This window comes from Raoultella sp. (assembly GCF_039594335.1).
Classification (GTDB): domain Bacteria; phylum Pseudomonadota; class Gammaproteobacteria; order Enterobacterales; family Enterobacteriaceae; genus Klebsiella.
The window spans coordinates 1-18,643 of record NZ_JBCNNS010000088.1 but is presented as its reverse complement, the minus strand read 5'-3'; the positions used below and the strand labels follow the sequence as shown (position 1 = coordinate 18,643).

General features: G+C 52.3%; 18 protein-coding genes. 8 read left to right on the top strand and 10 right to left on the bottom strand.

Annotation, left to right across the window (positions count from 1 at the left end):
• Positions 1–8: 8 nt before the first annotated feature.
• The 6 genes from mnmE to ACZAHD_RS15490 all read left to right on the top strand — a co-directional run bounded on the left by mnmE (position 9) and on the right by ACZAHD_RS15490 (position 5,675).
• On the top strand, positions 9–1,373 hold the full coding sequence (gene mnmE, locus ACZAHD_RS15515; protein ID WP_462457568.1) for a tRNA uridine-5-carboxymethylaminomethyl(34) synthesis GTPase MnmE: 1,365 nt from the start codon (positions 9–11) through the stop codon (positions 1,371–1,373).
• Positions 1,374–1,550: 177 nt separating this feature from the next.
• Positions 1,551–1,955, top strand: a complete 405-nt coding sequence (locus tag ACZAHD_RS15510; protein WP_462457566.1) for a GNAT family N-acetyltransferase — start codon at positions 1,551–1,553, stop codon at positions 1,953–1,955.
• Between the two features lie 118 nt (positions 1,956–2,073).
• On the top strand, positions 2,074–3,258 hold the full coding sequence (locus ACZAHD_RS15505; protein WP_462457565.1) for an MdtL family multidrug efflux MFS transporter: 1,185 nt from the start codon (positions 2,074–2,076) through the stop codon (positions 3,256–3,258).
• Positions 3,227–4,186: an HTH-type transcriptional regulator YidZ gene (gene yidZ / locus ACZAHD_RS15500; RefSeq protein WP_462457564.1), complete on the top strand. Its 960-nt coding sequence runs from the start codon at positions 3,227–3,229 to the stop codon at positions 4,184–4,186. Before ACZAHD_RS15505 ends, yidZ begins: the two co-directional genes overlap by 32 nt.
• A gap of 147 nt (positions 4,187–4,333) precedes the next feature.
• Positions 4,334–5,071, top strand: coding sequence for a 4'-phosphopantetheinyl transferase family protein (locus ACZAHD_RS15495; RefSeq protein ID WP_462457563.1), 738 nt, complete (start codon positions 4,334–4,336; stop codon positions 5,069–5,071).
• 37 nt (positions 5,072–5,108) lie between these two features.
• Positions 5,109–5,675 carry an NADPH-dependent FMN reductase gene (locus tag ACZAHD_RS15490; protein WP_462457562.1) on the top strand — a complete coding sequence of 189 codons (567 nt, stop codon included), beginning with the start codon at positions 5,109–5,111 and terminating at the stop codon, positions 5,673–5,675.
• A gap of 52 nt (positions 5,676–5,727) precedes the next feature.
• Here ACZAHD_RS15490 and ACZAHD_RS15485 read toward each other — a convergent pair whose 3' ends face one another.
• On the bottom strand, positions 5,728–7,065 hold the full coding sequence (locus ACZAHD_RS15485; protein WP_462457561.1) for an NCS2 family permease: 1,338 nt from the start codon (positions 7,063–7,065) through the stop codon (positions 5,728–5,730).
• A gap of 168 nt (positions 7,066–7,233) precedes the next feature.
• Here ACZAHD_RS15485 and yieH point away from each other — a divergent pair, with 168 nt between their 5' ends.
• Positions 7,234–7,923: a 6-phosphogluconate phosphatase gene (gene yieH / locus ACZAHD_RS15480; RefSeq protein ID WP_462457560.1), complete on the top strand. Its 690-nt coding sequence runs from the start codon at positions 7,234–7,236 to the stop codon at positions 7,921–7,923.
• Positions 7,920–8,507 carry a PF03691 family colicin E2 tolerance protein CbrC gene (gene cbrC / locus ACZAHD_RS15475; protein WP_462457559.1) on the top strand — a complete coding sequence of 196 codons (588 nt, stop codon included), beginning with the start codon at positions 7,920–7,922 and terminating at the stop codon, positions 8,505–8,507. The genes yieH and cbrC overlap by 4 nt, the downstream gene beginning before the upstream one ends.
• Positions 8,508–8,741: 234 nt before the next feature.
• Here cbrC and ACZAHD_RS15470 read toward each other — a convergent pair whose 3' ends face one another.
• The 9 genes from ACZAHD_RS15470 to ACZAHD_RS15430 all read right to left on the bottom strand — a co-directional run.
• Positions 8,742–9,461, bottom strand: coding sequence for a glucosamine-6-phosphate deaminase (locus ACZAHD_RS15470; RefSeq protein WP_462457558.1), 720 nt, complete (start codon positions 9,459–9,461; stop codon positions 8,742–8,744).
• A 55-nt stretch (positions 9,462–9,516) separates the two neighbouring features.
• Positions 9,517–10,683 carry an alpha/beta hydrolase-fold protein gene (locus tag ACZAHD_RS15465; protein WP_462457567.1) on the bottom strand — a complete coding sequence of 389 codons (1,167 nt, stop codon included), beginning with the start codon at positions 10,681–10,683 and terminating at the stop codon, positions 9,517–9,519.
• A gap of 48 nt (positions 10,684–10,731) precedes the next feature.
• Positions 10,732–12,378 (bottom strand): carbohydrate porin, encoded by a 1,647-nt coding sequence (locus ACZAHD_RS15460; protein ID WP_462457557.1) that lies wholly within the window; start codon positions 12,376–12,378, stop codon positions 10,732–10,734.
• An 800-nt stretch (positions 12,379–13,178) separates the two neighbouring features.
• Entirely contained in the window at positions 13,179–13,904 is a 726-nt protein-coding gene (gene phoU / locus ACZAHD_RS15455) for a phosphate signaling complex protein PhoU (protein ID WP_004869199.1), read from the bottom strand.
• Between the two features lie 51 nt (positions 13,905–13,955).
• The gene (pstB, locus tag ACZAHD_RS15450; protein WP_004869200.1) at positions 13,956–14,729 is read right to left on the bottom strand and encodes a phosphate ABC transporter ATP-binding protein PstB; all 774 of its coding nucleotides are present in this window, start codon (positions 14,727–14,729) and stop codon (positions 13,956–13,958) included.
• Between the two features lie 45 nt (positions 14,730–14,774).
• On the bottom strand, positions 14,775–15,665 hold the full coding sequence (gene pstA, locus ACZAHD_RS15445; RefSeq protein WP_462457556.1) for a phosphate ABC transporter permease PstA: 891 nt from the start codon (positions 15,663–15,665) through the stop codon (positions 14,775–14,777).
• The gene (gene pstC / locus ACZAHD_RS15440) at positions 15,665–16,624 is read right to left on the bottom strand and encodes a phosphate ABC transporter permease PstC (protein WP_462457555.1); all 960 of its coding nucleotides are present in this window, start codon (positions 16,622–16,624) and stop codon (positions 15,665–15,667) included. Before pstC ends, pstA begins: the two co-directional genes overlap by 1 nt.
• Before the next feature lie 192 nt (positions 16,625–16,816).
• Positions 16,817–17,857 carry a phosphate ABC transporter substrate-binding protein PstS gene (gene pstS / locus ACZAHD_RS15435; protein WP_462457554.1) on the bottom strand — a complete coding sequence of 347 codons (1,041 nt, stop codon included), beginning with the start codon at positions 17,855–17,857 and terminating at the stop codon, positions 16,817–16,819.
• Positions 17,858–18,197: 340 nt separating this feature from the next.
• The coding region (locus tag ACZAHD_RS15430; RefSeq protein ID WP_462457553.1) for an SIS domain-containing protein at positions 18,198–18,643 on the bottom strand (446 nt) is incomplete at its 5' end.

Here is an 18,643-nt window from a genome sequence, read left to right as displayed (position 1 = left end):
GAGTCATCATGAGCCATAACGACACTATCGTCGCCCAGGCAACCCCACCGGGACGCGGTGGTGTGGGCATCCTGCGCATCTCCGGTCTCAAAGCACGCGACGTCGCGCAAGCGGTTCTCGGCAAACTACCAAAGCCGCGCTACGCCGATTATCTGCCCTTTAAAGATACTGATGGCACGCCGCTCGATCAGGGTATTGCGTTATGGTTCCCCGGCCCGAACTCCTTTACCGGTGAAGATGTGCTGGAACTCCAGGGCCACGGCGGCCCGGTGATTCTGGATCTGCTACTGAAACGAATCCTGACGCTGCGGGGCGTGCGCATCGCCAGGCCTGGAGAGTTCTCTGAACGCGCGTTTCTTAACGATAAGCTCGATCTCGCCCAGGCTGAAGCGATTGCTGACCTGATTGACGCCAGTTCCGAGCAGGCGGCACGCTCAGCGCTGAACTCGCTACAAGGCGCCTTCTCTGCCCGGGTGAATCATCTGGTGGAAGCGCTGACCCATCTGCGTATCTATGTCGAAGCCGCTATCGACTTCCCGGATGAGGAAATAGATTTCCTCTCTGACGGTAAAATTGAGGCCCAGCTCAACGGCGTGATCGCCGAACTTGATGCCGTTCGCGCCGAAGCCCGCCAGGGCAGCCTGCTGCGTGAAGGCATGAAGGTGGTTATAGCCGGTCGCCCGAACGCCGGGAAATCAAGTCTACTGAACGCGCTGGCCGGGCGCGAAGCGGCGATCGTGACCGATATTGCCGGAACCACCCGCGATGTGCTGCGCGAGCATATCCATATCGATGGCATGCCGCTGCATATTATCGATACCGCTGGACTCCGCGATGCCAGTGATGAGGTTGAGCGCATTGGCATTGCACGAGCCTGGCAGGAAATCGAACAGGCTGATCGGGTACTGTTCATGGTCGACGGCACGACTACCCACGCCGTTGACCCGGCAGAAATCTGGCCAGATTTTATCGAGCGTTTACCGGCGAAACTGCCGATTACCGTGGTACGAAACAAAGCCGACGTCACCGGCGAAACGCTGGGTATCAGTGAAGTGAATGGCCACTCACTGATTCGGCTGTCGGCGCGTACCGGTGAGGGCGTCGATGTCCTGCGCAACCATCTCAAGCAGAGCATGGGCTTCGATACCAACATGGAAGGCGGTTTCCTCGCCCGTCGTCGCCACCTGCAGGCGCTGTCAGAGGCCGCCAGTCATCTACAACAGGGCAAAGCGCAGCTGCTTGGCGCCTGGGCCGGTGAGCTGCTGGCCGAAGAGCTGCGGCTCGCGCAGCAGGCATTGAGCGAAATCACCGGCGAATTCACCTCTGATGATCTGCTGGGGCGCATTTTCTCCAGCTTCTGTATCGGCAAATAACGCGTCATCAATATGCATTGGCGAGCATAAACTAACCTGCATCAACATAATGTTTATGCAGGTTTTTTATTTCCGTGACAAGGGAATTCCCTTTAATCTCACGCTCCCAACGACGCAAGGTTGCTTCCGCCAGAGCGGCATCATTAAATGCAATGAGAACCCCTACAGGATACCGCCATGACTTCCGAATACACCATTATCGATACCGTTCCGTCGGCAGAGGATTTTTGCCGTTTACGACTGCTCGCCGGCATGTCGCCGCGCCCGCTGGAGGGGGTGAAGGCCGGGCTGCCGCGCAGCTGCTATGGCGTGCATATTCTCTGGCAAGGCGTTCCCGTAGGCATGGGGCGCATCGTTGGCGATGGCGCGGTGAATTTCGACATCGTCGATGTCGCCGTTGACCCGGCGCACCAGGGAAAAGGGCTCGGCAGACGCATTATGGAAAAGATAGTCAGCTGGCTGGACGCTAACGCCTGCAAAGGCGCCTATGTCACGTTGGTCGCTGACGTCCCCGAACTGTATGCGAAGTTTGGTTTTACTTCCGTACGCCCGGCCAGCGATGGCATGGCCAAAATCTGGTAGCACTTCGCCGAACGCAACGAGGGTTTTTCCTTTCAGGAAATCATTGTTGTCCAAATGGCAACTCGTACTGCCGCGCAATAGCCATTACTCTGTACGCCTCTATTCTCCCGGGGGTCCTATGGCACGCTTTCTTATCTGCAGTTTTGCGCTGGTTTTACTCTATCCATCCGGTATCGATATGTATCTGGTTGGTTTACCGCGTATTGCGCAGGACCTCAGCGCCAGTGAAGCGCAGCTGCATATTGCGTTCTCAGTTTACCTGGCGGGCATGGCCGCCGCGATGCTGTTTGCCGGCAGAGCAGCCGATAAATCCGGGCGTAAACCGGTCGCCATCTTCGGTTCGACGACGTTTATTCTGGCCTCGCTACTCTGTGCGCACGCGCAGAGCAGCGATCTCTTCCTGGCCGGGCGTTTTATCCAGGGCATCGGGGCCGGGAGCTGCTATGTCGTCGCTTTCGCCGTGCTGCGCGATACGCTCGACGATCGCCGTCGCGCTAAGGTGCTGTCGCTGCTAAATGGCATCACCTGCATTATCCCGGTCCTGGCGCCCGTTCTGGGTCATCTGATTATGCTGAAATACCCGTGGCAGAGTCTGTTCTACACGATGACCGGCATGGGAGTGATGGTTGGCCTGCTCTCGGTCTTTATACTGCGGGAAACGCGGCCGGCAACCTCCTCACATACTCTCGCCGGGCAGAACACTGCCACGGAATCATTGCTGAACCGTTTTTTCCTCAGCCGTATCGTTATAACGACCCTCAGCGTAACGGCGATCCTCACCTACGTTAACGTCTCTCCGGTATTGCTGATGGAAGAGATGGGGTTCGATCGCGGACAGTATTCGATGGCGATGGCCTTAATGGCGCTGGTCAGCATGACGGTGTCGTTCTCAACGCCTTTTGCGCTCACCCTGTTTAAACCGCGTACGTTGATGCTGACATCCCAGGTCATGTTCTTTACGGCCGGTACTTTGCTCAGCCTTGCCACCAGCCAGACGGTAACCATGCTGGGTCTGGCGCTGATTTGCGCCGGCTTCTCTGTGGGCTTTGGCGTGGCAATGAGCCAGGCTCTGGGGCCATTTACTCTGCGGGCGGGAGTTGCCAGCTCGGTTCTGGGCATTGCTCAGGTTTGCGGCTCTTCGCTGTGGATTTGGCTCGCCGCCATCATCGGGTTAAGTGCCATGAATATGCTGATCGGGATACTTATTGCCTGTAGCATAGTGAGCATGGTATTGATTATGGTCGCCTCTCCGACGCGAGTCGCGCAACGCTATGAAGAAACCCCTGTCGAGTCTCGATCTTAATTTATTACTCTGTCTGCAGCTTCTGACGCAGGAGCTCAGCGTAACCCGCACGGCGAAGCGCATGAACGTTTCGCCGTCGGCGGTGAGTAAATCATTAGCTAAACTGCGCGCCTGGTTTGACGATCCGCTATTCGTCAAAACGCCGCTCGGTCTGTCGCCGACGCCATTGATGACCAGCATGGAGCAGGATCTGGCGGACTGGATGCAGATGGGCAATCAGATCCTCGACAAACCCCACCACATCATGCCGAGCGGCCTGAAGTTCGAACTGGCGGCGGAAACGCCGCTGCTGATGATCCTGTTTAATTCACTGTCACAGCAAATCTACCAGCGCTATCCCCAGGCGCTGATCCGCTTGCGCAACTGGGACTACGACTCGCTGGATGCGATTATTCGCGGTGAGGTCGATATCGGCTTTTGCGGACGTGAAACGCATCCGCGCTCACGGGAGCAGCTCAGCCAACTGCCGTGGTATATCGATTTTGAAGTCCTGTTTACCGACTTGCCTCAGGTCTGGTTGCGCGCGGATCATCCGGCGCTCGACGAAGAGTGGAACCTGGAGACCTTTTTACGCTATCCCCACATCAATATCAGCTGGGAACAGAGTGATACCTGGGCGCTGGATGATGTTCTGCACGATCTGGGGCATAAACGCACCGTGGCATTGACCGTTCCAGGTTTTGAGCAATCGCTGTTTATGGCAGCTCAACCCCATCATACGATGCTGGCCACCGCGCCACGTTACTGCCATCACTATAACCGGCAGCACCATCTGCCGCTGGTCTCACTCCCGCTACCACTAGAACCGTTGCAGCTGGAGAAAATACGCGTCCCCTTCACCCTCCTGTGGCATAAGCGCAACAGCGATAACCCGAAGATCGTCTGGCTACGAGAAACGCTCAGACAGCTCTACATTGAACCGCTATAGTTCAGCGTTAGCCCGCCTTGCGCAATAAATTGTAAAATTCATGCAATTCCCCTTTTCAAGGGGGCATTTCCGCATTAAAACCTATCAATTCTGAGCGATAATATAATTCGCAACTTCTATCATTGACCATTAATCACGGAGCGACGAATGGCAACGCATTTTGCAAGAAGGATACTCAACACCCGAGAGCCGCTATCAACACGCCTGTCAGCGGCCTGTTATCAATACGCAAGGCGCCTGCCTGAGTATCGACAAAGCCGATATTGCGCATCACGGTCACTACTCGCAGAACTACTCTTTATGTTGTATGGCATCAGCGAACTTCCCGAAATGATTGACGAAGAGAATGGAAAACCCGCTTTTCGCGATGAACATCTCCCGCGGTTCTCCATCGCCTATACCGGAAATATCGTCGGTGTCGCGTTAACCACCGAAGGCGATTGCGGCCTGGATATGGAATTGCAGCACGCCTCCCGCGGTTTATATTCATCGCACGACAAGGAACACAATACCTTTGACCGGAATGAGCGTTTGTGGATTAACAATCAGCACGATCCTGACGAAGCGCGCGCCCAGTTGGATGCACTACGTAAAAGCGTGATGAAGTTGACCGGCGAAACCGCCGTTAACCTACAGCTTCTTCCGGGTTCCGGGCGGTTACGAACAAACGGGACGCAATCAATTGAAGCCGTCTGCGACGCCGAAACGGTACTGGTCTGGTCCATCGCCGCCAGCCCGGATATTGGCCAACTAAAAGTCTGGGAATATAGCGGTAAAGAGGGCTGGCGAAGCTTGCCTGGTGCGCAAAGTCGAGCAAAAGAACCGTCAGCCCGACTGATGCGCTTCACCAGTTTACCGGTAGAAAAAGCCTTCTCCCTCAACTGACCGGTTTTACCGGCCATCATGATGCAAAGGAGCAATCATGTCTGATACGTTGAAAGTTGTGACATTACTCGGAAGCCTGCGCAAAGGCTCTTTTAATGGCATGGTCGCACGTACTCTCCCCGGCATCGCGCCGGCGGGTATGGTAGTGTCCGCATTACCGTCCATTGGCGATATTCCTCTCTATGATGCCGACGTCCAGCAGGAAGACGGGTTTCCGCAAAGCGTACAGGATATTGCGCAACAGATTCGCGAAGCCGATGGTGTTGTTATCGTGACACCCGAATATAACTATTCCGTTCCAGGTGGCCTGAAAAATGCGATTGACTGGCTGTCGCGCCTACCTGAACAACCGCTGTCAGGAAAACCGGTCCTGATTCAAACCAGTTCTATGGGCGCAATTGGCGGCGCGCGCTGCCAGTATCACCTACGTCAAATTCTGGTGTTCCTCGACGCGATGGTAATGAACAAGCCTGAGTTTATGGGCGGTGTGATTCAGAACAAGGTCGACCCGCAGTCGGGAGAGGTGGTCGATCAGAGCACGCTCGATCATCTGAGCGGACAGCTGAGCGCCTTTGGCGAGTATATTCAGCGAGTGAAAGCGTAAAAAAAGCCCGGCAGCGCTGTGGACTGCCGGGCTTTTTCATTATACGCGACGCTTAGTGCGCGTCGATAAACACGATTTTCAGCACGAAGAGCAGCGAGACGATTATCACGCACGGGCTGAGATCGCGCAGGCGACCGGTACCAATCTTCATCACGCAGTAAGAGATAAAGCCCAACGCAATCCCTTCGGTAATCGAGAAGCTAAACGGCATCATCACGGCGGTCACAAAGGCCGGCACCGCCTCCGTCAGATCGTCCCACTTCACGCGCGACAGACTGGATGTCATCAGCACACCGACATAGATCAGTGCACCTGCTGCGGCATACGCTGGCACCATGCCCGCCAGCGGTGACAGGAAAATCACCAGCAGGAACAGAATCCCCACCACCACTGCCGTCAGGCCGGTACGCCCGCCTACGGAAACGCCAGAGGAAGATTCAATATAGGCGGTCACTGAAGAGGTACCGATAAAGGAGCCTGCCACCGATGAGATACTGTCAACAAACAGCGCCTGTTTCATCCGCGGGAATTTGCCTTTTTCATCGGCCAGACCGGCTTTATCGGTCACGCCGATCAGGGTTCCGGAGGAGTCGAACAGGTTGACCAGCATAAACGAGAAGATGATGCCCGCCAGACCGAGATTCAATGAGCCAGCCAGATCAACATGGCCAATCACCGACGTAATGCTCGGCGGCGCGGAAACAATACCGGTGTAGTGAACGTCGCCCAGCATCCAGCCCAGCAGCGTCGTGACGATGATGGAGACCAGCACCGCAGCATGAATGTTACGGGAGGCGAGAATAGCGATAATAAAGAAGCCGAGAATCCCCAGCAGCACGCTGTGGGAGGTCAGGTTGCCGATGCTCACCAGCGTGTCTTTGTTTGCGACAATCACGCCAGCATTTTTCAGCCCCATCATGCCGATAAACAATCCAATACCGCTGGTGATCCCCACCCGCAGGCTGACGGGAATATTGGCGATCATCCAGTAACGTACGCGGAAAATAGTCAGCAGCAGCAGACCAACAGCGCCCCAGAAAATAGCGCCCATTCCCACCTGCCACGGCAGCCCCATCGCCTGGACGACGACAAAGGCAAAAAAGGCGTTCAGCCCCATTGCTGGCGCCAGCGCAACCGGCAGGTTAGCAAACAGCCCCATCAGAATACTACCGAAGGCGGCGATCAGGCAGGTCGTCACAAAGACAGCGCTGGTATCCATACCCGCTACGCCAAGAATTTGTGGGTTAACGAAAACAATGTAGACCATTGTCAAAAAGGTGGTGAAACCTGCTATCGCTTCAGTACGTGCCGTCGTGCCGTGCTCACGTAGTTTGAATACGCGCTCCAGCAGACCCTGGCCAGAAGACTGGCTGGTGTGTTGTTGACTCATTATCGGTTTCCGAACAAAAGGAGGGAAAATTCGTCGCTATCCTATACCAAAATGCGACACCGGGTGCAGTTGTATGGTAATTTTTTTCATTGAATTTGCCTATACGGCAACGATTGCGTCTTGTGAACAGGCAGGACGAAAACGTTAACTTGTAAAAATGGAAACGGCATGTCCCAAATAGAAGCCCTGTTTTTCGACTGTGACGGCACGCTGGTCGACAGCGAGGTAATCTGCTCCCGCGCCTACATTCACATGTTCAGGGAATTCGGCATTACGCTGGATTTAGAAGAGATTTTTAAGCGCTTCAAAGGTGTAAAGCTGTACGAGATTATCGACACCATTAATGCAGAGTACGGCGTTAATCTGGACAAAGCGACCCTTGAGCCGGTTTATCGCGATGAAGTCGCACGCCTTTTTGATACCGAGCTGGAAGTCATCCCAGGCGCACAGGCGCTGCTGGATGCGGTAAACGTGCCAATGTGCGTGGTCTCTAACGGCCCGGTCAGTAAAATGCAGCACTCGCTGGGAAGAACCGGCATGTTGCGCCATTTTCCCGACCGACTGTACAGCGGTTACGATATTCAGCGCTGGAAGCCCGATCCGGCACTGATGTTCCATGCGGCAAAAGCGATGAACGTTAACGTCGAAAACTGCATTCTGGTTGATGATTCCAGTGCCGGCGCGCAGTCGGGTATCTCAGCAGGCATGGAGGTATTCTATTTCTGCGCCGACCCGCATAATAAACCAATCGTACATCCGAAAGTGACGACCTTTACCCGCCTCGAAGAGCTACCTGAGCTATGGCAGGCACGCGGCTGGAATATAACGCGAAAAACATTAAAAAAGGATTTTTTATGAGGCAGACTAAACCGTTGCCTATCTTTAAATATCATCCCGCTCCCCTGGAAACAGGGGCATTCGCGCAGGACAAAACCGTGGTTTGCCAATGCTGCGAACAACAGACTTCGGTTTATTACACCTCGCCGTTCTACTGTGTGGAAGACGTGGAGCACCTCTGTCCGTGGTGTATAGCCGACGGCTCTGCGGCGGAAAAATTTAAAGGCTGCTTTCAGGACGAATGCAGCATTGAAGGCATCCAGGGACAGTTTGATGAAGAGGGTGAATTTAACGGCAGCTTTATAAGCCCTTATAGTGAAGAGCAGGAATTTGAGCTAAAAAGCCGCACGCCCGGCTATCGAGGCTGGCAACAGGAGTTCTGGCTCGCTCACTGTGGCGATTTCTGCGCCTTTCTTGGCTATGTCGGCTGGGAAGAGATAAAAGATCGTCTCAGCGAGTTTGCCGATCTTGCGGACGATTGCGCACAGTTTGGTCTGAAGTATGAAGATCTGGCGAAATATTTGCGTAATGACGGCGATTGCCAGGGATACCTGTTCAGCTGCCTGAGCTGCGGTAAATTGCGCCTCTGGGCAGATTTTTCATAATAGACCGCCCCATGCCGGGTTAACTGGAATGCCAACAGGGCTGCCGTATTGGGATGATTTTATTATGGAGAGGATTTCGCCAAAATCATTCTGCTGCCGGCCAGCCCTGACAACGATGCGGAAACCAGAATTCTCGTCCCCCCGAATGCAGCGCGCTGTGCCTGCCCGGCTACCGATCCGCATAAGGCTGCGAACACCTGGCCAGCTAAGCGCAGCGCGAGCCGTCCTGCGATATTAGCGACTCAATTCCGCAGCCGCCGCTTTATCAGCCACAATCACCAGTGAAGGATGCAGTTTCAACACCGATGCCGGAACCTGATCGCTGACCGGGCCTTCCACCACCTGCTTAAGGGCTTGCGCCTTCGCCGCGCCGCTGACAATTAGCAGCAGATTTTTCGCCGCCATCACGCTTTTCGGTCCCATTGTGATGTAGCTATCCGGTACCACCGAGAAATCGCCGCCCATCTCAGCATCAGCGACAAGACCCACCATATCCCCGGTAATCGGGACTTCAACCGTCGCATCATGGAAACGCGTGGTGCCAGGCAAGTTGCCGCAAAAATGGCCATCAGCACCGAGGCCCATCACGATCAGATCCAGCCCCCCCGCTTCCTGTAACCGTTGGTCGTAATGCATAAAATTTTCATGGCTAAGCTTATGGATATTCTCCTCCGGGATCTGAGCGGGAGTGAAAAATAGATTGCGCAGATTCGAAATCGTCACGCCTTCACGATCCTGCCCGCGAAAAGGGATTTCATCAAAGTTGTAATAATGGACCTGAGAATAGAATGGTTTCCCTTTAATCGCAGCCGTCAGATATTCATACATTTTCTTTGGCGTATGGCCTGCCGTCACCGCCAGATTCATCCTCCGCGGTGCGGTGATGTAACCTAACACATGATGGCTGGCGATCAGGCTCATCTCTGCATAATCTTCCGTGACGATTAATTTCATGTTATCTCCCTTGTACATATTGACGATAAGGAGCCTGTATTCCGGCGCCTTAATTTTATTTGAACAACTTCTGTACGAACTCGGCGTAGGCCGGACGCCAGACGTCCATTTCATGGTTCAGCCCTGGATATTCATGATAATCAAATTTGATTTTCTGCTTCTCCAGCTCCGCTTTCAGCCCGGCGATATCTTTCCCGGTGACCACATCTTTCTCACCCACGACTACGGTGAAGTTACGCAATTGCTTATTAATCGCCTGCGGCTGATTTAGCTGCGCCTCAACACCGGCATCCGGCACCGTTGTGGTCGTGACACCGCTAAACGTCGCCAGCCAGCCAAAGCTCTCCAGATGGTTCATTCCTGAAACCAGCGCCTGATAGCCGCCTTGCGACAACCCGGCGAGCGCCCGGCCATCCGCGTCTTTGCGCACATTAAAGCGGGCATCAATGAGCGGAATAATGTCATTCATCAGCTCTTTATCAGCTGCTTTGGCATTCAGTGGATAGAAACTTTTACGCCGCTCCTGCGGCGGGAAGTTTTCCGCAACCGCTTCAGGAATATCGGTTTCAGTATCCGGCACGACCACCAGCATTGGCTTGATTTTGCCTTCTGCCAGCAAGTTATCCATGATTTGCGGAATGCGCCCTTGATCGATGGCCGACAGACCGCTATCACCAAAACCGTGATAGAAATAGAGCACCGGCAGCGGTTCGCCGGTACCGGTATAACCCGGCGGTGTCCATACATATGCACGACGTTCAGAATTCAGCGCCTTTGAGTGGTAGGTCAAAGTTCGTAACTCACCGTGAGCGACCGCGCGATCGTCAAGAATGCTGCCCGGAACCAGAATCAGACTGGTATTCACCTGCCGCTGCGGCTTCTGATAGCGGCTACCGGTATCGACTGAACGGAATCCGTCGACATCAAAATAATATTCGTAGAGGTTAGGAGCCTGCGTTTCACTTTTCCATGTCCAGATCCCCTGTTCATCTTTGGTCATATCATGGGAAACGAAAGTATCCGGTGTTGCACCGGTCACCACAGAGACGCGTTTTGCATCCGGGGCAAACAGACGGAAGGTAATACTCTTATCGGCGTTAACTTGCGTAATATACTGGCTGACCGGGATGGCAGCGCTCGGCGCGGTCGGGAGCGGCGCGGCATGGACAGTAAAAGTGGCGCCAGCCAGCGCCAGAGCGAAGTAAATAGCATGTCGTTTCATCATTATTCCTCTTTAGAATTTTGCCTGGCCATTTGACCATTGCCAGTCTTACCACCAGATTTCAGCTTGGGCGCCTACAGCAAACTGGTCGTTTTTACCATCTTCAAAAATGCTGCTGGTATTGCTATTGGCTGCCTTATCCAGGTCGATATTCTTAGCTTTAATATAAGTCGTATAGAACCGAATTTCCGGGCGGGAGGTCAACATACTGGTATTTACTTTAAAGGTATGGAATAGAGTAGTTTTGTAGCCGGATTCGTTATATTTCTTACCGGTGATATCTTTGTTCTGCTGTTTGAAGTAGCCCAGTTCAACGCCAGTCTGGTTATATTTATCCCATATATAGGCCGGACGGACGACGGCGCGAATAGATTCGAAATCTGAATGTGCGCCGGTCTCGTAGCTATAGACGTCGTGACCAAAGGAGTAAACGAGGGCGTTAGCCATGATGATGTCATCGCGCAAATAGGTTTCCCCCTGAGAAGTCAGGCGAACGGCGGTACCGTTCGTATGATCGCCATAGTATTTGCCGTTAAATGTGGTATACGGGCTGGCTCCCGCGTAGCGCGAGAAACTGCTGGCAATGGAGTTGTTAGCAAGCAGGAATGAAAATTCGTTAAACCCGCCGTTATCGAATTTTTGCGTTAATGACGTTCCCGCCATCCAGGTATCTTTCCATTCATAATATCCATTATTACCTTCATGATATTTCTCAGATGAGCTCTGATTTGCCGCGACATAACGGCCGCTCACCATCAACGAAGCTTTATCCCATAGAGGAATTTCTTTATAACGAATATCAATGGTATTGGTGTTAATCTGCTGGCTTTTGGTCAAAGTACGGTTGTAGTCATCAACATCCTCACGCACCAACGCGATATCAAATTTACCAGCGCCCACTTTCCAGTTTTCAAGCCCAACGCCTGCCGCGGCATCCGTTCGCTGAGTTTTCCAGTCCAGCATCTGGATTTCAAATTTCGGCGCACCGTGCTTACCGACCCAAAAATCAGCTTCCGGCGCAAATGGCAGGAAACCTTTGGTATTTACGTACATATCAGAGAACTGCATATAGTTCTCGCCACCCGCGTTATCCCCAAACCAGCCGGTGGAATACTGCTGCCCGACATTACCATCAAACATAACTATCGCATCAACTCGCTTATTGCCTTCCTGATAGACCCGCTGCTTAAGCTGTAAATCAAACCAACCAGAGTATTCATTACCAAAGCGACCAAGCGAACCAATCGCCCAGGATTTTGGCGATCCATGAGATGCGGTTCCCCAGCCGGAACGGTAATAGCCGTTATAGCTGAAGCCAATTTCATCCTTCACAAACTTACTGAAATCTTTCATCGTCATTGCGCTATAAATAGACTCGCCATTTGCCACAGGTTGTTCATTCTTCACCAGAACCGCAGTCGGTTTTTCAGCGCCGCCGGAAGGTGCAGGAGCGCTTACCACTGGCTGAGCCGCACTATTTTTATTTCCACCTGGCAGTGTATTTGCGATCCATATTTGATTTCTTGCTTTCTCTTCATCTTTATATTTTTTAAGTTCTATCTGCGTATCCTTAAGCGCCTTTTCCAGAAGTTCGAGACGCTGTTCGACAGTCAGCGATCCCGCCATAGCATGAGTTGTATAAGCAATCGGCGCCATAAAAACCATTGCAGATGTAATTATATTTCTTTTAAGCATAAGTTCCCTTTATATAAATATTAGTGCACACTGAATATCATGATAAATAATAACCACCATGAGAGTGCTTTTTATTTTTCCATCAAAAAGTAGTTTACTCCAAAAAAAAGAACACCCTCCTGGCTAAAAAAATAAATAATTAAAATCATCACTATTATTTTTCAATACTGGAGTAGTCAGATTGAATTAAATTAATGTCGTCAAAAGATGATTCGGTAATACCAACAAAGCCCGGTGAGTGAAGCAGACCCGGTGACATTTTTTCTATGTATCGCTTTCGCGGATGGATATTTCCAGCGCAGCACTGACCTGAGCCAGAATGGCAGGCGTCATCAACGGCAGCATCGTATCATGACCGAACACGGTGAATTTATTTTTTCAGCTAATACCTTCATGGTTTCCCTCGAATATCCTTTCATTAAAGCAAAAAAAATCTGAAGAAAACCACCTGTATAACACAGAGGAGATTTTCTTCAGGTTTTGCCCGCGCGGCGGTAACAATCCCATAAAACCGCTGATGGTGATTATTTGGCAAAAAAAAACCTGACATCACCAGGATAACGGTGATGCCAGGTTTTGCCTGCTTACGCAGTAACAATCCAAAGTATTTATTCGAGCCTGATAACGACAAATCACCCGATTAATGAACCATATTGTTACGCGATAAAAGTCAAAGTACAATTGGTGACATTGTTATTTGTGACGACAATCCCACTGGTTCTTATTAATCAAAATACGACGGTCATAAATGATAACTAATTCTGATATATCCTTTTATCAGAATTAGTTTCTGTGATTTATTACTCCTTCGGATCTTTACCCGCCAGTAGCTTATCCAGCTCGTCTCCGCCAACATGACGGAAATCCTGGCCTTTCACGAAGTAGAAAATATATTCGCAAATATTCTGGCAACGGTCGCCGATACGCTCGATAGAACGGGCGCAGAACAGCGCAGTCAGCACGCTTGGAATCGTACGTGAATCTTCCATCATATAGGTCATCAGCTGACGCACGATGCCCTCATATTCCTGATCCACCTTCTTATCTTCGCGATAGATACGCACAGCCTCGTCAAGATCCATGCGAGCGAAGGCATCCAGCACGTCATGTAGCATCTGCACGGTATGACGCCCCAGTGATTCCAGGCTGACCAGCAGCGGCTGGTGCTGCTGGGAGAACTTCTCCAGCGCGGTGCGGCAAATTTTATCCGCCACATCACCAATACGTTCCAGCTCGGCGATAGTCTTGATAATCGCCATGACTAAACGCAGGTCGCTGGCGGTTGGCTGACGCTTGGCGATGATGCGCACGCAGGCTTCATCAATAGCCACTTCCATCATGTTGACCTGCTTATCGCCGTCAATCACGCGTTTTGCCAGATCGCTGTCCTGATTGTGCATCGCCGTGATCGCATCAGACAGCTGCTGTTCCACCAGCCCACCCATGGTCAACACCTGGGTGCGGATATACTCCAGTTCTGCATTGAACTGGCCGGAAATATGTTTGTTAAGATTTAGGTTGTCCATGGTGTCTCCTGAATGCCCAACGGGTTAGTTCCTGTGAAAGCAGAAGGGCAATCAACCGTAGCGGCCAGTAATATAATCTTCAGTTTGTTTCTTCGCGGGCTTAGTAAACAGATCGTCCGTGTTACTGAATTCAATCAACTCGCCAAGATACATAAATGCCGTATGGTCTGAACAACGCGCAGCCTGCTGCATGTTGTGGGTAACGATAACGACGGTGTAATCCTGTTTCAGTTCGGTGATCAGCTCTTCAATGCGCCCGGTGGAGATCGGGTCCAGCGCTGAACACGGCTCATCCAGTAACAGCACTTCCGGGCGGATCGCGATGCCGCGCGCGATGCACAGACGCTGCTGCTGGCCGCCGGAGAGAGAATAGCCGCTCTGATGCAGTTTATCTTTGGTTTCGTTCCATAATGCGGCTTTGGTCAAGGCCCACTGCACGCGCTCGTCCATATCGGCGCGCGACAGCTTTTCAAACAGGCGAACGCCAAAGGCGATATTGTCATAAATCGACATCGGGAACGGCGTCGGTTTCTGGAATACCATGCCGACTTTGGCACGCAGCAGAGCGATATCCTGGGTATTGGTCAGAATATTATCGCCATCCAGCAGGATTTCACCTTCCGCGCGCTGCTCCGGGTAGAGCTCGAACATTTTGTTGAACGTCCGCAACAGGGTCGATTTACCGCATCCTGACGGGCCGATAAACGCCGTAACCTGGTTTTTAGTGATATCCAGGTTGATGTTTTTCAGGGCATGGAATTTTCCGTAGTAGAAGTTCAGATTACGAACTGAAAGTTTACCCGGGGTCGCATTCGCCATACTCATCAATCTCTTCCTCATTCGGCGCCGCATTTCGCCGCGCCGCAAAAATTAACCGTGTTTATTCTTCGCGAAAACCACGCGCGCCAGAATGTTCAGCAGCAATACGCACAGGGTGATAAGCAGTACCCCGGCCCATGCCAGTTGCTGCCACTCCGCGAACGGACTCATGGCAAATTTGAAAATGGTCACCGGCAGATTGGCAATCGGCTGCATCATATCGGTACTCCAGAACTGGTTGGAGAGCGCGGTAAACAGCAGCGGCGCCGTTTCCCCGGCGATACGTGCAATAGCCAACAGGATCCCCGTCATGATGCCGGAAACCGAGGCCTTCAGGGTGATCGCTGAAATCATTTTCCACTTCGGCGTACCCAGCGCATAGGCCGCTTCACGCAGGCTGTCCGGCACCAGTTTCAGCATATTCTCGGTGGTACGAATCACGATAGGCACCTGCAACAGCGCCAGGGCGATAACCCCAGCCCAGCCGGAAAAGTGCTGCATCTGCGCAACCACGATGGTGTAGACGAACAGGCCCACCACGATAGATGGTGCGGAAAGCAGAATATCGTTAATAAACCGAATCACTTCCGCCAGCACCGACTTACGCCCGTATTCCGCCAGATAAATGCCCGCCATAATACCTAGCGGTGTGCCGAAAATCGTCGACCACAGAATCAACAGGCCGCTACCGGCGAGGGCATTCGCCAGACCACCGCCCGCGGTGTTCGGCGGTGGCGTCATTTCAGTGAACAACGCCAGCGACATCCCATCGAAGCCGCGCGTAATGGTGGCCATCAGGATCCACACCAGCCAGAACAGACCAAACGCCATCGTCGCCATGGAAAGCGTCAGAGCGATACGATTCTTCAGCCGGCGTTTGGCCTGCATTTTACGACGGGACTCGGCCAGCTCAGCGGTGGTTTGCAATTCGATCGTTGCCATTAGCGTGCCCCCTCATTCTTAGAGAGGCGCATAATCATGAGTTTCGATGCTGCCAGAACAATAAAAGTGATAACGAACAGAATCAGACCCAGCTCCATCAGCGCCGCCACGTGCAGGCCGGTTTCCGCTTCGGCAAACTCATTTGCCAGGGCAGAAGTAATACTGTTCCCCGGCATATACAGCGAAGCGCTATCCAGCTGGTAGGTGTTGCCGATAATAAAGGTTACCGCCATGGTTTCTCCCAGCGCGCGCCCCAGACCGAGCATCACGCCGCCGATAACCCCGTTTTTGGTAAACGGCAGAACGATACGCCAGATGACCTCCCAGGTCGTACAGCCGATACCGTAGGCCGACTCTTTCATCATCACCGGCGTTTGTTCAAAGACATCGCGCATAACGGCGGCGATGTAAGGAATAATCATGATGGCCAGAATGACACCCGCAGCCAGAATCCCGATACCAAATGCCGGACCGGCAAACAGCGCCCCCACAAACGGAATCGTCGACAAGATATTGCCCACCGGCTCCTGGAAGTAAGTGGCAAAAAGCGGAGCAAAGATAAACAGGCCCCACATGCCGTAAACGATACTTGGGATGGCCGCTAGCAATTCAATGGCGATGCCAAGCGGGCGTTTCAGCCAGGCAGGAGAGAGCTCCGTCAGGAACAGCGCGATACCAAAACTCACCGGAACGGCGATCAGTAGCGCAATAAATGAAGTCACCAGCGTCCCGTAGATAGGCACCAGCGCACCGAAAATTTCGTTGGGCGCATCCCATTCTTTGGTCCACAAAAAGGAAAAACCAAACTTCTGAATGCTTGGCCATGAAGAGATGATCAGGGAAACGATGATGCCACCCAGCATCAATAGCACAATCAGCGCCGCCAGTTTGACCAGCACGCCGAAAATTATGTCACCCTTTTTCCCCGGAGGGTTAAATGCCGGCTTGGTTGCAGCCATAAATTACTCTTTCTGTTTGGGCCTGGAAGCGCGTATTTTACCGTGCCTCCAGGCTAACGTAATGCTATACCCTAAATAATTCGAGTGGCAGCAAGGCGGCAGGCTTGTGAATCCCCAGGAGCATAGATTCACTATGTGACTGGGGTAAGTCAGTGCAGCCAACGCAACTGCGGCTCGAAGTATGATGGGTATTTAGTACAGCGCTTTACCGCTGCTGTCTTTGACGTTGGTTTTCCATGCAGCGCGAACCTGCTCAACCACGCTTTCCGGCAGCGTTGCGTAATCCAGCGCGTTTGCTTCTTTACCGCCGTTTTTGTACGCCCAGTCGAAGAACTTCAGCACTTCAGCAGTCTGTTCTGGCTTGTTAGTCGCCTTATGCACCAGGATGAAGGTGGTTGAGGTGATCGGCCATGCCTTCTCGCCTTTCTGGTTCGTCAGATCCTGTGCGAAGGATTTACTCCAGTCGATACCTTTAGCCGCGTTAGCGAAGTTATCTTCAGTCGGGCTGACCGGCTTGCCATCTGCGGAAAGCAGTTTGGTGTAGGACAGGTTGTTCTGCTTAGCATAAGCGTATTCTACGTAGCCAATGGAACCCGGCAGACGTTGAACGAAAGCGGCGATACCGTCGTTACCTTTACCGCCCAGACCGGTCGGCCAGTTCACGGTAGAACCCGCACCAATCTTAGATTTCCACTCTTCGTTCACTTTCGTCAGGTAGCTGGTGAATACGAAGGAAGTACCGGAACCATCGGCGCGACGAACCACAGCGATATTCTGAGACGGCAGCTTCATCCCCGGGTTGAGTTTAGCAATCGCCTCGTCATCCCACTTTTTAATTTTGCCGAGGTAGATATCACCCAGAGTTTTACCGTCCAGAACCAGCTCACCCGACTTCACGCCAGGCAGGTTGATTGCCAGAACCACACCGCCAATCACAGTCGGGAACTGGAACAGACCTTCCTGAGCCAGTTTGTCATCGGACAGAGGAGCATCAGAAGCACCGAAATCAACGGTGTTAGCAATAATTTGTTTTACACCACCGGAAGAGCCAATGCCCTGGTAGTTTACTTTATTGCCGGTTTCTTTCTGATAGGTATCAGCCCATTTGGCATACACCGGTGCAGGGAAAGTTGCGCCCGCGCCAGTCAGGCTTGCAGCTGCAAATGCAGAGAAAGCGCTCATCGATAAGGTCGCGGCGACAACTGTTGCGACGGTGGTACGCATAACGTTCATAATGTCTCCTGCTGGATTCGTAAATCGTTGTTTCGAGGCTATGGTGAGCAAAATAGGACAAAGAGGTGACAGTAAAATGTACGAATTATTACAGTTTTATGACAACCCAAAAGACAGCGAACGGATGAAAATAAAAACAATATAAATCATAATATTAATTATTTAAGTAACCGCGGGATTACAGAAAAGTTTTCTTTTTATGACACTGAAAACCGGGGTCGAAGATGATGATTTGTCGTAAACCCGCGCAGCGGCATTTTTCACCAGGGTGATAAAAAGACGATCGCCGAAAAGAAAAAAGGGCCGCCGGATGGCAGCCCTTTGTCTGATGCATATCGGCTTATTCTACGGTGACCGATTTTGCAAGGTTACGCGGCTGGTCAACATCAGTGCCTTTAATCAGCGCAACGTGATAGGCCAGCAGCTGTAGTGGCACGGTGTAAAAGATTGGCGCAATCACCTCTTCAACATGCGGCATTTCAATAATGTGCATATTGTCGCTGCTGTTGAAACCTGCCTCGCCATCGGCAAAGACATACAGCTGGCCGCCACGCGCGCGAACTTCTTCAATGTTGGATTTCAGCTTCTCCAGCAATTCGTTATTCGGCGCAACGACGATCACCGGCATTTCGGCGTCAATCAGGGCGAGTGGACCGTGTTTCAGCTCACCGGCCGCGTAGGCTTCCGCGTGGATATAAGAGATCTCTTTGAGCTTCAGCGCCCCTTCCAGCGCGATCGGATACTGATCGCCACGGCCAAGGAACAGCGCATGGTGCTTATCGGAGA

Bases quoted from the DNA above. Each gene is read 5' to 3' on its own strand.
- ACZAHD_RS15510 (WP_462457566.1), top strand. From the start codon at position 1,551: ATGACTTCCGAATACACCATTATCGATACCGTTCCGTCGGCAGAGGAT.
- pstB (WP_004869200.1), bottom strand. From the start codon at position 14,729: ATGAGTATGGCGAATGCGACCCCGGGTAAACTTTCAGTTCGTAATCTG.
- ACZAHD_RS15505 (WP_462457565.1), top strand. From the start codon at position 2,074: ATGGCACGCTTTCTTATCTGCAGTTTTGCGCTGGTTTTACTCTATCCA.
- pstC (WP_462457555.1), bottom strand. From the start codon at position 16,624: ATGGCTGCAACCAAGCCGGCATTTAACCCTCCGGGGAAAAAGGGTGAC.
- pstA (WP_462457556.1), bottom strand. From the start codon at position 15,665: ATGGCAACGATCGAATTGCAAACCACCGCTGAGCTGGCCGAGTCCCGT.
- ACZAHD_RS15460 (WP_462457557.1), bottom strand. From the start codon at position 12,378: ATGCTTAAAAGAAATATAATTACATCTGCAATGGTTTTTATGGCGCCG.
- ACZAHD_RS15490 (WP_462457562.1), top strand. From the start codon at position 5,109: ATGTCTGATACGTTGAAAGTTGTGACATTACTCGGAAGCCTGCGCAAA.
- ACZAHD_RS15470 (WP_462457558.1), bottom strand. From the start codon at position 9,461: ATGAAATTAATCGTCACGGAAGATTATGCAGAGATGAGCCTGATCGCC.
- phoU (WP_004869199.1), bottom strand. From the start codon at position 13,904: ATGGACAACCTAAATCTTAACAAACATATTTCCGGCCAGTTCAATGCA.
- mnmE (WP_462457568.1), top strand. From the start codon at position 9: ATGAGCCATAACGACACTATCGTCGCCCAGGCAACCCCACCGGGACGC.
- cbrC (WP_462457559.1), top strand. From the start codon at position 7,920: ATGAGGCAGACTAAACCGTTGCCTATCTTTAAATATCATCCCGCTCCC.
- ACZAHD_RS15465 (WP_462457567.1), bottom strand. From the start codon at position 10,683: ATGAAACGACATGCTATTTACTTCGCTCTGGCGCTGGCTGGCGCCACT.
- yieH (WP_462457560.1), top strand. From the start codon at position 7,234: ATGTCCCAAATAGAAGCCCTGTTTTTCGACTGTGACGGCACGCTGGTC.
- ACZAHD_RS15485 (WP_462457561.1), bottom strand. From the start codon at position 7,065: ATGAGTCAACAACACACCAGCCAGTCTTCTGGCCAGGGTCTGCTGGAG.
- yidZ (WP_462457564.1), top strand. From the start codon at position 3,227: ATGAAGAAACCCCTGTCGAGTCTCGATCTTAATTTATTACTCTGTCTG.
- ACZAHD_RS15495 (WP_462457563.1), top strand. From the start codon at position 4,334: ATGGCAACGCATTTTGCAAGAAGGATACTCAACACCCGAGAGCCGCTA.
- pstS (WP_462457554.1), bottom strand. From the start codon at position 17,857: ATGAACGTTATGCGTACCACCGTCGCAACAGTTGTCGCCGCGACCTTA.